The sequence below is a fragment of the Pseudomonas sp. GV047 genome (assembly GCF_003058245.1).
Lineage (GTDB): Bacteria > Pseudomonadota > Gammaproteobacteria > Pseudomonadales > Pseudomonadaceae > Aquipseudomonas > Aquipseudomonas marginalis.
On the sequence record NZ_QCWA01000001.1, the window covers coordinates 329,304 to 343,111 of the forward strand.

Annotated in this window: 14 protein-coding genes; 4 read left to right on the forward strand and 10 right to left on the reverse strand. The window is 62.6% G+C overall.

Annotated elements, in window-relative coordinates; all coding sequences use genetic code 11:
- Positions 1-609 precede the first annotated feature (609 nt).
- The 5 genes from C8K58_RS01665 to C8K58_RS01685 are packed head-to-tail and all read right to left on the reverse strand — an operon-like array spanning position 610 to position 5,790.
- Positions 610-1,554 (reverse strand): D-isomer specific 2-hydroxyacid dehydrogenase family protein, encoded by a 945-nt coding sequence (locus C8K58_RS01665; RefSeq protein ID WP_027608701.1) that lies wholly within the window; start codon positions 1,552-1,554, stop codon positions 610-612.
- Positions 1,551-2,720, reverse strand: coding sequence for an acyl-CoA dehydrogenase family protein (locus C8K58_RS01670; RefSeq protein WP_092356668.1), 1,170 nt, complete (start codon positions 2,718-2,720; stop codon positions 1,551-1,553). Before C8K58_RS01670 ends, C8K58_RS01665 begins: the two co-directional genes overlap by 4 nt.
- Before the next feature lie 39 nt (positions 2,721-2,759).
- On the reverse strand, positions 2,760-3,443 hold the full coding sequence (locus C8K58_RS01675) for a peroxiredoxin-like family protein (protein WP_027608699.1): 684 nt from the start codon (positions 3,441-3,443) through the stop codon (positions 2,760-2,762).
- The gene (locus tag C8K58_RS01680) at positions 3,440-4,804 is read right to left on the reverse strand and encodes an LLM class flavin-dependent oxidoreductase (protein ID WP_027608698.1); all 1,365 of its coding nucleotides are present in this window, start codon (positions 4,802-4,804) and stop codon (positions 3,440-3,442) included. The genes C8K58_RS01675 and C8K58_RS01680 overlap by 4 nt, the downstream gene beginning before the upstream one ends.
- Before the next feature lie 11 nt (positions 4,805-4,815).
- Positions 4,816-5,790, reverse strand: coding sequence for an ABC transporter substrate-binding protein (locus tag C8K58_RS01685; protein WP_027608697.1), 975 nt, complete (start codon positions 5,788-5,790; stop codon positions 4,816-4,818).
- Between the two features lie 396 nt (positions 5,791-6,186).
- Here C8K58_RS01685 and C8K58_RS32385 point away from each other — a divergent pair, with 396 nt between their 5' ends.
- Entirely contained in the window at positions 6,187-6,348 is a 162-nt protein-coding gene (locus C8K58_RS32385; RefSeq protein WP_155954390.1) for a hypothetical protein, read from the forward strand.
- A gap of 68 nt (positions 6,349-6,416) precedes the next feature.
- Here C8K58_RS32385 and C8K58_RS01690 read toward each other — a convergent pair whose 3' ends face one another.
- Both C8K58_RS01690 and C8K58_RS01695 read right to left on the reverse strand, forming a co-directional pair.
- Entirely contained in the window at positions 6,417-8,000 is a 1,584-nt protein-coding gene (locus tag C8K58_RS01690) for a rhodanese-related sulfurtransferase (RefSeq protein WP_027608696.1), read from the reverse strand.
- Positions 7,997-8,608: a cysteine dioxygenase gene (locus tag C8K58_RS01695; RefSeq protein ID WP_027608695.1), complete on the reverse strand. Its 612-nt coding sequence runs from the start codon at positions 8,606-8,608 to the stop codon at positions 7,997-7,999. Before C8K58_RS01695 ends, C8K58_RS01690 begins: the two co-directional genes overlap by 4 nt.
- A 216-nt stretch (positions 8,609-8,824) precedes the next feature.
- On the opposite strand from C8K58_RS01695, the gene C8K58_RS01700 reads away from it, so the two are divergent.
- Positions 8,825-9,730: a LysR family transcriptional regulator gene (locus C8K58_RS01700; protein WP_027608694.1), complete on the forward strand. Its 906-nt coding sequence runs from the start codon at positions 8,825-8,827 to the stop codon at positions 9,728-9,730.
- Positions 9,731-10,372: 642 nt separating this feature from the next.
- Positions 10,373-11,167 carry a class II aldolase/adducin family protein gene (locus C8K58_RS01710; protein ID WP_108572797.1) on the forward strand — a complete coding sequence of 265 codons (795 nt, stop codon included), beginning with the start codon at positions 10,373-10,375 and terminating at the stop codon, positions 11,165-11,167.
- A 75-nt stretch (positions 11,168-11,242) separates the two neighbouring features.
- Here the strand turns inward: C8K58_RS01710 and C8K58_RS01715 are convergent, their stop codons facing one another.
- Entirely contained in the window at positions 11,243-12,325 is a 1,083-nt protein-coding gene (locus C8K58_RS01715; protein ID WP_098479260.1) for an LLM class flavin-dependent oxidoreductase, read from the reverse strand.
- Between the two features lie 255 nt (positions 12,326-12,580).
- On the opposite strand from C8K58_RS01715, the gene C8K58_RS01720 reads away from it, so the two are divergent.
- A complete protein-coding gene (locus tag C8K58_RS01720) occupies positions 12,581-13,204 on the forward strand; it encodes a phosphatase PAP2 family protein (protein WP_027608691.1) in 624 nt (207 codons plus the stop codon).
- Here C8K58_RS01720 and C8K58_RS01725 read toward each other — a convergent pair.
- Entirely contained in the window at positions 13,156-13,488 is a 333-nt protein-coding gene (locus C8K58_RS01725) for a hypothetical protein (protein ID WP_027608690.1), read from the reverse strand. The two genes, C8K58_RS01720 and C8K58_RS01725, sit on opposite strands and share 49 nt — an antisense overlap.
- The gene (locus C8K58_RS32600) at positions 13,485-13,793 is read right to left on the reverse strand and encodes a phosphomannomutase (RefSeq protein WP_223841602.1); all 309 of its coding nucleotides are present in this window, start codon (positions 13,791-13,793) and stop codon (positions 13,485-13,487) included. The genes C8K58_RS01725 and C8K58_RS32600 overlap by 4 nt, the downstream gene beginning before the upstream one ends.
- Positions 13,794-13,808: the final 15 nt, after the last annotated feature.

Genomic DNA, 13,808 nt, shown 5'->3' on the forward strand with positions numbered 1-13,808 from the left:
AGCCTGCGTTCGGCCAGCGTGTTTGACGGGGCGATTTGAGATCAAAAGCCGAAGCGCGGCGGCCTTAGAGCCGACCGGAGTTGGGTCTGGTGTACTCGGTAAATGTGGGAGGGGGCTTGCCCCCGATAGCGGTGAGTCAGTCAACCCAAGTATCACTGACCCACCCTCATCGGGGGCAAGCCCCCTCCCACATTTGGATCTCCATCCAGCAGGCAGACCTCAGCCTGCTTTTGCTCTGCTTTTGCTCTGCTTTTGATCCTAGGCGCCCCGTCAAACACGCTGGCCGAACGCAGGCTTGAATCCGTGGGTAACCCGGCAGGACGCCGGGTTAGCCGTCCTGGGCCAAGGATGGCCCATGACGGCGGCCCACGGATTCAAGCCTTCGTTCGGGCACACCGAGCCTAGGCGAGGTGCCGAGTGTTGGGGCAAGAGCCCTTTGGTTACTTTGGGGCTTTTCCAAAGTGACCCGCCGTAAGGGCGGAACCCTAAGCCGCCGTTACCGCAGCAACGGATATGTACTCGCTCAACTCCAACGACATGGTCGGCCCGAAGGCCGCCACGGGAGCAAGTCGAATCGTCGCACCGCCCCTCCGACATTTTTGAACAGCGTCAGGCGTTAGCCAGATTCGCCAGTTCAACCCCTGAAACGTAGCGCTCCAGATTCGCCAAGAACGTATCGGCAATCTCGTTGCGGCTATTGGTCGAAATCGCTGACGTGTGCGGCGACAACCGTACCCGTGGGTGGCTGTACAGCGGGTGCCCGTCCGGCAAGGGCTCCGGCTCGGTCACGTCGAGCGATGCCAGGCCGATCTGGCCGTTATCCAGGGCCTCCAGCAACGCCTCCTGATCGAGCAGGCCCCCACGGGCGATGTTGATCAGGTGCAGGCCCGGCCTGGCGCTGCCCAGCACATCGCGGTTGATGATATGCCGCGTGGCGTCGGTCAGTGGCGCTGCCACCACCAGGTGGTCGGCGCGGGCGAACAGGTCGTGGATGTCCTGGGCGGCGTCCACGCCGGCGCCGAGCGGTGCCTGGCTCTGACGCAGCGCGACCACCTTGATGCCCAGGCCCAGGGCTTTTTGTGCCAGGCTTTCACCAATCGCGCCAAAGCCAAGGATACCCAGGGTGGTGCCCTTGAGGGGGCGCAGGGCGGTGAAGTTCCATTGCGAGTCCTTCACCCAGATGTCCGGCAAATGCTTGGAGGCGGCAAAGATCGCTGCCAGGGCGAACTCGGCCAGGTTGTCGGCGGCGCTGCCTCGGGAGGTGGTCACCGGCGGGCCGTTGAACAGCCATTGCGGGTAGAAGTCGATGCCGGACGATACCAAATGCACCCATTGCGCGCCGTAGGGCCAGCCCGGTGGCGGGGTGTCCGGTGCGGTGTAGCCGCGCACGTTGATCGGGCGCAGCAGCAGGATATTCGCCTGGGGCGGCAGGTCGCTTGGCACGCCTGCCGGCACGCCGATCACCTGGGCTCCGGGGTGGATCGCAGTGAGGCGCGCGCGGATCACGTCGTTGTAGTCTTCGTCCAACTGGCTGGCGATAATCACCTGGGTCATGTGCGTTCCTTCTGGCGTTGGGCGAACACGGCTTTACCCACGCCCTGCAGCACCGCATCGTTCTGCGGGGTATGCACACGACTGCACAGCACATCGCGGTAGTGGCGTTGCAGCGGGCTATGACGTGACAGACCGGGGTTGCCGGAGGCCTCGATGGCCAGCTCCACCGCGCGAATAGCGTTGTGGGTGACCAGGTACTTCAACTGCGCGGCGTTGGCGGCCGGGGTGTGGCCGTCGGCGGCGGCGTCGAGCAGGCTGCGGTTGGCGAACAGCAGGGTGTCGATATGGCCGACGGTTTCCTGGAAACGCGGCAGTGTCGACAGCGCCGCGCCGAGATTGGATGGCTGGCGCTCTTCCAGCCAGTTCACCAGCCAGTCCCGCGCGGCCTGGGCCACGGCGTCATACACCGAGGACAGCAGCACCGACATCCACAGGAAACCCTCGGCATCCAGTTCCGGTTGCGGCGCGCTCCAGGGGCTGACGCTGACGGCGTGGTCCAGTGGCACCAGCACATTGTCGAGCACCACTTCATGGCTGCAGGTGGCGCGCATGCCGAGGTGGTCCCAGGTGTCGATGATGCTTACGCCGGGGCTGTCCTTGGGCACCAGCCAGGCGCCCACCAGCGGGTCGGCGTCATCGCTGCGCGCCCATACGCTGAACCAGCTCAGGCCATGGCTGCCGGTGGAGTAGATCTTGCGCCCGCTGATGCGCCAGCCCTCGGCAGTGCGCACGGCAGTCGTCGCCGGCAGCCCGCCACGGGCCGGGGTGCCGAGGTCGGGTTCGACGCGCAGGGCATTGATCAATGCACCGTCGCGCACCGCGTCCTCGGCCACTCGGGTACGCAGGTGGGGCGGCCAGGTCTTGCTGTCTTGCAGGCGCGTGTGTTGCAGGTATTGCATCACCAGGATCAGTGCGGTGGACGGTTCGCCCTTGGCAATCGCACTGATCGCCTTGCGCGCCTGGGGCAGGCTGGCACCACCGCCGCCGAGGGCCTTGGGCACGGTGAGGGCGACCAGGCCATGGTCGTGCAGCCGCTGGAAGTTGGCATGGGGGAAGGCGCCGCTCTCGTCATACAGGTGCGCGGTGCCGGCCAGCTCGGTGCTGAGGCGTTCGAGCAGGGCCTCGAAGTTGGCGACCTCCACGGAGCGTAGAGACGGTTGGGTCATGAGAATGTACTCGGTCAAAATGTGGGAGGGGCGCTGGGCCTAGATGGCGATGCGTACAGGCTGTTGGCCCAGCAAGCGCTCCACCACCTGCACCACCGGCTCGGCTTCGGTACGCACCAGCCAGTCCGGGCTGACGTCCACGAACGCCACCGTGCCGTCCTGGGCAATCACCACCACGGTCGGTTGCGGCAACTCCCAGGTTCCCGTACCGGTGGTTTCACCGATGTGATTGCCCTTGGCCAGGGCTGCATTGCGAGAGGCTTCGTCGAAGCTGTAGAGGATGCCCAGGCGGCGACCGAGTTGGTTGTCCGGGTCGCTGGCCACCCGCAATTGCAGGGCGTGGCGGCTCTTGATCTCAACCAGGCGTTCAGGCACTTGCGGGCTCACCGCGACCAGGGGCACGCCCAGTTCTCGCAGGCGTGGGTAGAGTTGGCGTTCGTAATAGGGCAGGGCGATATTGCACGCCGGGCAGCCGGCAAACCGGAAGAAGATCAGCACCGCCGGGCCGTCGGCCAGCAGCCGTTCGCGGGTCAGTTCGCCGCCTTCCACAGTGAGCAGGGTGAAGGGGGCCAGTTCATCGCCGAGCTGCACATAGTCGTCTACCCGTGCTTCATTCACCAGGCGCTGGCGCTGGTCGATATTGACCTGCAACGCCGCCGGCGCCCAGGTGGCTACACGCTCGGCGTGCAGCGCCGCCAACTGACGGTTGAGGGATTCGCTCATGCCAGCGCCTCCTGTTGCGTTTCGACCTCGGCAGTGACGCTGTAACGGTTGGCCGGCACGTCCAGGCCAAGGTTGTCGCGCAGGGTGTGCCCCGTGTATTCGCTACGGAACAGGCCACGCTGTTGCAGCACCGGCACCACCAGTTCGGTGAAGTACTGCAAGCCGTCCGGCAGCACCGAGTTGATGATGAAACCATCGCTGGCACCGCGTTCGAACCAGGTCTGGATCGCGTCGGCGACTTGCTCCGGGGTGCCGACAAAATCACGCTTGGGCCGCGAGAAGCGCAGCGCCACTTCGCGCAGGGTCAGGCCTTCGTCCCTGGCCAGTTGCTTGATGCGGTCGGAGCCGCCTTTCTGGCTGTTGGCGCCCAGGTCGCCGAGCTCCGGGAAGGGCGCGTCCAGCGGGTACTGGCTGAAGTCATGGTCGTTGAACGGGCGACCGAGGGCGACGATGGCATCTTCCACGGTGACCAGCTCCACGGCCTGCTGGTAGCGACTTTCCACTTCGGCCTCGTTGCGGCCGACAATCGGGCGGATGCCCGGCAGGATCGACAGGCTGTCGGCGTCGCGGCCAAAGCCTTTGGCGCGGCGTTTGAGGTCCTGGGTATAAGCCAGGCCTTCTTCGATGCTTTCCACATGCACGAAGATGGCTTCAGCGTTCTGCGCCGCAAAGTTACGCCCGTCTTCGGAGGTGCCCGCCTGGAAAATCACCGGCTGGCCCTGGCGCGAGCGCGCAATGTTCAGCGGGCCTTTGACCGAGAAAAACTCGCCTTTGTGGTTCAGCGCATGCAGCTTGCCCGGGGTAAAGAATTCACCGCTTTGCTTGTTGTAGGCAAAGGCGTCGTCTTCCCAGGAGTCCCACAGGCCCTTGACCGTGTTCAGGTGTTCCTTGGCGATGCGGTAGCGCACGGCATGGGGTGGGTGCTCGGCCTTGCCGAAGTTGTCGGCGGTGCCGCTGAGCCACGAGGTCACCACGTTCCAGCCGGCGCGACCGCCGCTGATATGGTCCAGGGACGCGAACTGGCGCGCCACCTGGTAGGGCTCGGTGTAGCTGACGGTCACGGTGGCCACCAGGCCGATATGCGTGGTCAACGCGGCCAGGGCCGAGAGGATGGTCAGCGGCTCGAAGCGGTTGAGGTAATGCGGGCTGGACTTGGCGTGAATGTGCAGGCTGTCGGCGATGAACACGAAGTCGAACTTGGCCGCTTCGGCGAGTTCGGTCTGCTGCTTGTAGAAGCCGAAATTCGTACTGGCATTCGGTTGCGCCTGGGGATGGCGCCATTCGCCCCAACCGTGGCCGACACCGTGGACCATGGCGCCCAGTTTCAAATGGCGGGGTTTCAATGGATGTGGCGTGCTCATGTTCTGCTCCTTCAGCGTGATGCTTGGTTGTTGGGGGCGCGCTTGGCGTTAAAGCTCGTGTCGAAGCCCTGGGACACGTCGATGTGCCGGGGCAGCAGGCCTTCTTGCTGGTAGGTGTCGGCGGTGGCCTGCAGGCCACTGATCACGCTGTCGTCAATCAGCACCGGGCTCAGGCGGGTTTCCTTGGCCACGGCCAGATGCACGGCCAGCGGCAGCCCGGTGATTTTGGCCTGGGCGGCGGCGTACTCGTCGGGGTGGGTATTGGCCCAGGCGTAGGCGCGGTCGACGCGGGCGACAAAGTCGTCCAGCTGCGTGCGCTTGTCGGCGATGGCCTGGCCGGTGGCGGCGAGGTACAGGTGGTTGCTCAACAGCGTGTTGCCGCTGGCCAGGATCCGCGCCTGGCTTTGTGAGGTGACCACGGTGGTGTAGGGGTCCCAGGTCGACCAGGCGTCGACGGTGCCGTTATCCAGCACCAGGCGCGACTCGCTGGGCAGCAGGAAAATGAACTGCACATCCTTAGTGGTCAGGCCGGCCGTGGCCAGGGCCTTGATCGCCAGGTAGTGGCCGATGGAGCCGCGGCCGGTGACGATTTTCTTGCCCTTGAGGTCGGCCACCGTCTTGATCGGCGAATCCTTGGCCACCAGCAGGGCGGTGGTGTTACGCCCTTCGGCGTGAATGATGCTGACCACCTTGAGCGAAGCGCCGGCGCCAAGGGCAAACACGTAGGGCGCATCGCCCAGGGCACCGATATCCACGGCACCGGCATTCAAGGCTTCGCCCAGGGGCGAGGCGGACGGGAATTCCGACCACTGGATTTCATAGGGCACGTTTTTCGTTTCGCCGGAGACTTCCAGCAGCGTCTTGATTGTCGATTTCTGATTGGCCACCCGCAGCGGTTGCAGGTCGGCGGCGTGGGCGCCGGTGGCCAGGCCAAGGGCCAGGGCGGTGCCCAGGAGCAGGCGTTTGAACGGAGTGAAAAAGACCATGGGATGCAGGCTCCAGGCAGATCGAAAAAGGGTTCGGCTACCTCCGCCTGGAGAAGGGGTCGGTGAGGAGTTCACGTTATGCCCATAAAAACCTGCTGTGAAAGTCTTTTTGGTTATATGTTAATTATGAAAAATATTAAGATAATTTGTTGTCTAATATGCGTTTTATGTATTTTTAAGGTGCGTAATTGCGGCTGGGGTGCCTGGGTTTCCAAAGGGACGGTGCCAATCGCTCTCAGCGCAGGTTTGCATAGTGCGAAGTTGTCTAGGCCACTGTCATTCTTCACAGGTGTCCAGGCGTTGCGCCGGGCAGAAAATGACAGTACGCAGCCAAGTCAGCTGTGAGTAAACGATGGGGGTATTTTTACCCTCTCAGCGAACCAGTGAGGATTCGTCATGTTCAAATTATTGGCAACCACATGCGTCATGTTCAGCCTGTTGCTCGGCGCCCAGTTCAGCGTGGCCTCGCAAATGGAGGCGGGTGTCCACGCCATGCAGTCTCAGTTGAGCGGTAGCTCGGGGACGGTTTCTTGCACCGACACAGAAGAAAGAAAGTAACGCAGTACCCCCGCCCCATCAGCCTGGGGTAGCGCCTGCTCCCGCAATGGGGGCAGGCGTGCCTGGGGTCAAATGACGTAAAACCCATGGGTCCCATCGCGGGCCAGTTGCTCCACCAGACCGAACTCCCAATCCAGATAAGCCTGCATGGCTTCCCTGGGGTTGTCGGTGCCTTCGTACGGCCGGCGGTAGCGGTCGATACGCGGCGAGGCCAAGTGGGTTTCGCCTTCTTCCAGTGGCAGTTGCGCGTTGATCCAGGCGGCGGTGCCGTCTTGCAGCAGGAACACTTGTTTGCCGGTGATCGCTTCGACTTCGGCCACCGCCAGGCGCGCCAGTTGGCTGCTGCCGCAGGTCAGCACATAACGCTGGGCGGCGGGTACCTTGGCCAGGGCCTCGGGCAGTTGCGCACGCAACGCCCACCAGGCGCCGGGGATATGGCGCTTGACGTAGTTGGCGCTGGCGGTGAAGTCCAGCACCACGGTGTCGCCATGGGCGAGCCATTCGGCGAGGGTATGCGGGCTGATCAGTTCGGCCTGGGGCGGCGCGGGCACCGGGGCGACCCAGGCGCCTTTCGCGCTGAAATGCGCTGCCTGCAGGTCATCCAGCACATGCACCTCCCAGCCCAGTTGGGCCAGCCAGGACGCGGACATATTCGCCCGCACGCCATCGTCGTCCGCCAGTACCAGGCGTGCCCCGCGCACGCTGGCGACATGGTCGGTTTCCTGTACCAGCTGGCCGCCCGGTGTGGAGCGTGCGCCGGGCAGGTGGCCGGCTTCGAATTCTTCCGGGGTGCGCACATCGAACAGGTAGGTGGTGCGCGCAGCGTCTTGCTGCCAGGCTTGCAGGTCGGCCAGGGTGGCACGACCGACCCGGGCCTTGTCGGCGACGCGGCGGGCATCGACGGCGGCGATCTGGCGATGTTCTTCCGAGGTCGGGGCAAAGCGCCGCGACTGGCCGTGGGCGAGTGTCTGCCCGGCGAGGGTCCAGCCGATGGTGCCGTTGCGCAGCGCAGACACCGGGTTGGCCACGCCGGCATTGATCAGCGACTGGGTACCGATAATGCTGCGGGTACGCCCGGCGCAGTTGACGATGATGCGGGTGGCCGGGTCGGGCGCCAGTTCGCGCGCGCGCAACACCAACTCGGCACCGGGCACGCTGATGCCGGTGGGGATGCTCATGGTTTGGTATTCGTCGAAACGGCGGGCGTCGAGCACCACCACATCGGCCTGGCTGTCGAGCAGCGCCTGCACTTCTTCAGCGGCGAGGGACGGCGTGTGGCGCTCGCTTTCCACCAGCTCGCCAAAGGCCTTGCTCGGCACGTTCACATCGATAAACAGCTCGCCACCGGCCCGGCGCCAACCGTCCAGGCCACCTTCCAGCAGGCTGACCTGGGTGTAGCCCAGCGCAACCAGGCGTTCGGCGGCACGGGCGGCCAGGCCTTCACCGTTGTCGTAGACGGTGACCTGGGTATCGCGGCGTGGAATGCGCGAATACACCTCCAGTTCCAGCTTGGACAGCGGGATATTCGCCGCGAACAGCGGGTGGGATTCGGCAAACGGCGCTTCTTCGCGCACGTCCACCAGGGCGACTTCTTCACGGTCCAACAGTGCCTGGCGAATCCGGGCAAAGCTACGGGTCGATACGGTGGTCATAGGGCAGGGCTCTTTTCTTTGGACAAATCCCAGATATTCGGGAGGAAGGCGTTGGAATAACCGGAGATAAACAGTTTCTCGCTGCCGTCGGGCTGGTACACCGCACGGCGCACCGCGCCGATATTGGCGCCGTACACATGAATGCTGATCGACACCTGGTCGCTGTGGGCATTGCTCACCTGGTGGATGTCGCCGACCTTGGGAGACACCGCTTCGACCTGGCCCGGCACCAGTTGAATCGGCTGGCCTTCGGCGACCAGGCTGCCGTCGGGTGCGCGTTGGAAGCCTTGGGAGAACTCTGCGCCGCGCAGCATGCCGATCAGCCCCCACACCCGATGGTCGTGGATCGGCGTGCTTTGCCCCGGCCCCCAGACAAAGCTGACGATGCTGAAACGCTGGCGCGAATCGGCATGCAGCAGGAACTGCTGGTAGCGCTCGGGGTCGGGTTGGGCAAATTCATCGGGGAGCCAGTCGTCATGGCTGACCAATTGCGCCAGCAGCTTGCCGCCACGGTGTAACAGGTCGCCTTCCCGTGGATTGCCGTCGATCAATTCCGCCAGGGCGCCTATGAAGGCTCTGAGTCTCTCGGGGTGTCGGGCCTGGGTCATGGCACTTCCATCGTGTGGTCGCAGGGATGGGGTTATCTAAGCATAATGTTTATAGTTAATATGCTATTTTTTAATGATTAGCTTATAGCTGAAGGTAATTTAGAACCGGTCTGAATAGCGTTAGACGTTATCGATTGCAGCACGGGCTATTCACGCCACGTTCCTGCAACTATGCTTCACACACATCTTAATGACTGTTCTCTATGTGCGGCCCAAATGAAAATTGACGATATCGATGCCTTTGTCGAAGTGATTCGTTGCCAGTCCATCAGCCATGCCGCCGAGTCGTTGCAATTGACCCAGCCGGCCATTACCCGCCGCGTGCAGAACTTCGAGCAGGCGCTGGGCGTGGAGCTGTTCGACCGCAACACCAAGCCCCTCAAGCCGACATTGATCGGCACCCGCGTCTATGAGCAGTGCCGGTTGATCCTGCGCGAGATGGATGCCCTGCGCGAGCTGGTGGCCACCGACGCACCGCCCACCGGCCTGCTGCGCCTGGGGGTGCCGCAGACCATCGGCGACGTGGTGCTGCTGGACGCGCTCAAGCACCTGCGCAGCGAATACCCCGACTTGCGTGCCCAGGTCGCCACCGGCTGGGGCAGCCAGTTGGTGGGCAAGATCGAACGCGGCGAACTGGACGCGGCGGCGGCGCTGTTCCCGGCAGGCAAGATCTTCCCGGACAACATCGTCGGCGAGTCCATCGGCAAGATGGAACTGGTGGTGGTCTGCGCCAAGGCCCAACTGCCGAAGAAACCCTGCAAGCTGGCCGATGTGTACCAGAACGGCTGGGTCCTCAACCCGGACGGCTGCGGTTTCCGCGCCGGCTTGCAGCGCACCTTGTCCGATCAGGGCCTGGCCCTGCGGGTCAACCTGGAGACCTTCGGCACCGAACTGCAACTGGGCCTGGTGGCCGACGGCCTGGGCTTGGGCCTGGTGCCACGGCCGTTGCTGGAACGCAGTGCGCACCGTGAGCAGCTGGCGGTGATGCCGCTCAAGGATTTCAAGCCGGTGATGGACCTGTGGCTGATCTACCCGCACTTCCTGGGCAACCTGCAGGGGCCGGTGGATGCGTTTGGCAAGCGGGTGGCGGCGTCGTTGCACAAAGTCCGCGACGCCGCGTAACCCTGTGGGAGGGGGCTTGCCCCCGATGACGGCCTCTGGGCCGACCATTTTTTTGGATTGGACCGGGTACATATCCGTTGCTGCGGTAACGGCGGCTTAGGGTTCCGCCCTGACGGCGGCTCACTTTGGAAAAGCCCCAAAGTAAGCAAAGGGCTCTTGCCCCACCACTCGGCACCTCGCCTAGGCTCGGTGTGCCCGGAATCCGACAGTGGTTTGGGGGGCCTGAGATCAAGATCAAGATCAAGATCAAAAGCAAGATCAAAAGCAAGATCAAGGGCGGCTCGCTTCGCATCGGTGTTAGCGTTGCGGGAGATACTCATGGCCATCGGGGGCAAGCCCCTCTTATCAAACTTAAAATAACTGAATGATTTTAGAGGGTTAGAATTTCACCCTGAAGTCTTGAGTCTTGCCTGAACAATTTCAGGCGACCGCATTCTTGTGGCAAGCCCGCTCGCCACAGTTTGCTGCGCGACAGCGCTGCGTCGAAGAGGTCGTGGGATCTACCACATTTGCCCTGAATTATTGGTAAGGGTTATATGAAAAAAAATAATAATTAGCTTAGATTAAAATGTGCTTTTTATTATTTTTGGCCATCCCCTAGGCTTGCCTGGAAGTCCTTAAGGCCATCCAGGAAGTTTTGCCATGAGCAGCGTCACCTCGATCACCAACCTCACCAGCAATGTTCGCCAGCGCGTTACCCCGCAAGAGTGGGAGGTGCGCGTCAAACTGGCCGCCGCTTATCGCCTGGCCGCTTTGTACAAGTGGACCGACCACATCTATACCCATTTCTCCGCCCGCGTACCGGGGCCGGAGGAGCATTTCCTGATCAACGCCTTCGGGTTGTTGTTTGATGAAATCAGCGCGTCCAACCTGGTCAAGGTCGACCTCGACGGCACTATCGTCGATGACCCTACCGGCCTGGGCATCAACTACGCCGGTTATGTGATCCACAGCGCGATCCACGGCGCACGCCATGACCTGCAGGCGGTGCTGCACACCCACACCCGCGACGGCATTGCGGTGTCGGCGCAGAAGGACGGCCTGCTGCCAATCTCCCAGCACTCCATTGGTTTTTCCGGGCGCGTGGCGTACCACGGGTATGAAGGCGTGGCCCTCGACCTGGACGAACGCGAGCGGCTGGTGGCGGACCTGGGCGACAAAAGCGTGATGATCCTGCGCAACCATGGCTTGTTGACCGCCGGCGTCAGTGTTGAACATGCGTTTGCGCAGCTGCAACAGTTGGAGCGCGCGTGCAATATCCAGGTGGCGGCGCAGGCGGCGGGGAATGCGGAGTTGATCTTCCCGCCGGCCGAAGTGGTGGCGAAAGTCGAACAACAGGCCAAGGTGTTTGCCAGTGGCGAAGGACCGGGGGTGGCGCGGCATTGGAATGCGCTGATTCGGCAGTTGGAGCGCAACGATACCGACTACAAGAACTGATGCCGGGCCAGATGAAGATCAAAATGTGGGAGGGGGCTTACACCCCCTCCCACATGGGTTTTGTGGTGTTCTTGCTTACGCGACCTGTTTGGCCTGCTCGCGTTCAGCAATCAACTGCCGGGTGAGGGGGATCAACCGCTTGCCATAGTCGATCGCATCATTGAGCGGATCAAACCCACGGATCAGGAAGGTGGTGATGCCGAGGTCGTAATAATCGACCAATGCCTCTGCCACCTGTTCGGCGGTCCCCACCAACGAGGTGGAATTCCCCTGCGCCCCCAGCAACCCGGCAATCCCCGTCCACAAACGCTTGTCCAGCCGCGAGCCCTGCGCCGCCGCCGCCAGCAACCGGCGCGAGCCTTCATTCGGCGGTTCACGCCGCACAAAGCCATTCTTTTCGGCCAGCTCGGTGGCCTGTTGCAGGATGCTGTCGGCACGGGCCCACGCCTGTTCTTCGGTCGCGGCGAGGATCGGCCGCAGCGACAGGCTGAAGCGAATCGTGCGCCCATGCCTGGCCGCTTCGGCGCGCACCTGGGTCACGATCTCGCGTACCTGCTCATAGGTTTCGCCCCACAGCGCGTACACATCGGCATGCTTGCCCGCCACTTCAATCGCGGCCTTGGACGATCCGCCAAAGTACAACGGGATATGCGGCTGCTGCGGCGACTTCACCGCGGAGTGGGCGCCTTCGACCTGGTAGTAGGTGCCGGCAAAGTCGAAGGGCTGATCGCTGGTCCATTCCTGGCGGACCACGCTCAGGTATTCATCGGTGCGCGCGTAGCGTTCGTCCTTGCCGATATGGCTGCCATCGGCGCGCAGTTCGCGGTCGTCGCCGCCGGTGATGATATGCACGGCGGTGCGCCCGCCATTGAACACATCGAGGGTGGCGAACTGGCGGGCGGCCAGGGTGGGTTGGGCGAAGCCCGGACGGTGGGCGATCAGGAACTGCAGTTTTTTCGTCACGCTGGCGGCATGGGCGGCGATCAGCGTGCTGTCCGGGCTGTTGGAATGGAACGCCACCAGCGCGCGGTCGAAACCGGCTTCTTCGTGGGCGCGGGCCACGGTTTCCACGTAGTCCGGTTGCAGGGTAGGGCCGCTGCGCGGGTGGATCTCGGAAGCGTGGTGACCGCCGATATAGCCGATGAATTCAATGCTCATGGTCTGTCCTTGTCGAGTAGGGAGTGAGTACCTCCGCCGGGCAGGGGGTCGGTCATGCTCGTCCACGGTAGGGGCCGCGACAGCCGCTGTAAAATGCCGTTTGGTTCTAACCTAATTATTAAAATATAGAATCATATTTAGGTGTTATGATCAGTAAATTGCATTTTTAGCGCGTTGCTGACCCTAGATAACGTTGTGTTTTTGCCGGGCCTGAGGTCTGATGAGCGCCGAAAATGGCACGTCGAAGGTTAAGCAGTGATGCGGGCAGAACTTGCGCAATATGGCGGCATTACCGTCATGATTCCGGCCGCACTGGTGATTGCTGTCTGGTTAAGGTATTCCACGCCGTGGGCATTGCGGGCCTGGATAATAACGCTGGGTATTACTTATTCGATCGTGGCGGCCAGCAAGTTGCTGTTTAAAGGTTGGGGCTTATCCTTCCAGCACTTGGATATTGCTGTAATAAGTGGCCATGCCATGAACACCTGTTTGATGGTCACGGTGGCAACGAGTTTGTTGGCCCGCCAGTTCAACCAGGCCTGGCGTTGGCCGGCGGCGCTGGCGGGGTTAGTGATAAGTATCGGGTTCAGTGCTTATTGTGTCGCGCCTTATATACATCCGCTGAATGAAGCCCTGGCCGGTGCCGCACTGGGTGCGACAGCGGCCAGTGTGTTCCTGTGGCGTATTGATGCCGCGCCCATCAAGGTATCCCCCGTGTTCATCGGCGGCGGGCTGGTGTTTTTGCTGGTCTGTGGGCTGGTGCCCAAGTACAACGCGGAGTGGCTGCTCAACCGCGTCGCAGTGACCCTCTCAGGTGCCGACCAGGCCCATCAGGAGCCTGCCTGGCGCCTGGAAACCGCGCACCGGAAGGCCGAGTAGGTCGCCAGGTCCAGCGCCAGGTTGCTTTCCACCATCAGCGCCAGCAAGGTCGTCTGCGCGTTGAAGCGCCGCGCATTGCCACGGCGCTGCGCGCGTTTCATCTGCTGGAACAGTGCATGGGTGATCTGCTGCGGGGAGCTGCCGCGCAACAGGTCCAGCCAATGGCCGATGACCCGGGTGTTGCGCTGGTACTGCGCGCCCTGCACCGGTTCGGCAAACCCCTCGAACATCCCCGTCAGCCTGCGCAACGCATAGCCGCGTCTCAAGCCCGCCCACAGGCTCATGGCCGCTCCTCGGTGCCGCAGATATTGGCCAGCAGTTCGGCCGTCTTGACCTGCATGAACTGGCTGTCGCCGCGACTTTCCACGCACAGGCACACCGACAACGGGTCACTGACCTGCAACTTGAAGCGCCAATCGGCGAACACCATGGAAAACCCGGCACCGGACGCGTCGCTGTCCAGTGAGTTATCGGCATACAACACCTGCAGGCGTTCGACGACATGGGATGAATCATGCACTTCCACTTGAATATTTCCCGAAGAAGGAAATAGGCCAATACGCTCTACCAATAACTTTGACGTGTTCATGGCCGTCCCCTGTCT

Excerpts from the sequence above, each read along its gene's own strand:
- C8K58_RS01725 (WP_027608690.1), bottom strand. The coding sequence starts at position 13,488 with ATGAGCCTGTGGGCGGGCTTGAGACGCGGCTATGCGTTGCGCAGGCTG.
- C8K58_RS01665 (WP_027608701.1), bottom strand. The coding sequence starts at position 1,554 with ATGACCCAGGTGATTATCGCCAGCCAGTTGGACGAAGACTACAACGAC.
- C8K58_RS01695 (WP_027608695.1), bottom strand. The coding sequence starts at position 8,608 with ATGACCCAGGCCCGACACCCCGAGAGACTCAGAGCCTTCATAGGCGCC.
- C8K58_RS01690 (WP_027608696.1), bottom strand. The coding sequence starts at position 8,000 with ATGACCACCGTATCGACCCGTAGCTTTGCCCGGATTCGCCAGGCACTG.
- C8K58_RS32600 (WP_223841602.1), bottom strand. The coding sequence starts at position 13,793 with ATGAACACGTCAAAGTTATTGGTAGAGCGTATTGGCCTATTTCCTTCT.
- C8K58_RS01685 (WP_027608697.1), bottom strand. The coding sequence starts at position 5,790 with ATGGTCTTTTTCACTCCGTTCAAACGCCTGCTCCTGGGCACCGCCCTG.
- C8K58_RS01675 (WP_027608699.1), bottom strand. The coding sequence starts at position 3,443 with ATGAGCGAATCCCTCAACCGTCAGTTGGCGGCGCTGCACGCCGAGCGT.
- C8K58_RS01670 (WP_092356668.1), bottom strand. The coding sequence starts at position 2,720 with ATGACCCAACCGTCTCTACGCTCCGTGGAGGTCGCCAACTTCGAGGCC.
- C8K58_RS01700 (WP_027608694.1), top strand. The coding sequence starts at position 8,825 with ATGAAAATTGACGATATCGATGCCTTTGTCGAAGTGATTCGTTGCCAG.
- C8K58_RS01710 (WP_108572797.1), top strand. The coding sequence starts at position 10,373 with ATGAGCAGCGTCACCTCGATCACCAACCTCACCAGCAATGTTCGCCAG.
- C8K58_RS01715 (WP_098479260.1), bottom strand. The coding sequence starts at position 12,325 with ATGAGCATTGAATTCATCGGCTATATCGGCGGTCACCACGCTTCCGAG.
- C8K58_RS01680 (WP_027608698.1), bottom strand. The coding sequence starts at position 4,804 with ATGAGCACGCCACATCCATTGAAACCCCGCCATTTGAAACTGGGCGCC.
- C8K58_RS32385 (WP_155954390.1), top strand. The coding sequence starts at position 6,187 with ATGTTCAAATTATTGGCAACCACATGCGTCATGTTCAGCCTGTTGCTC.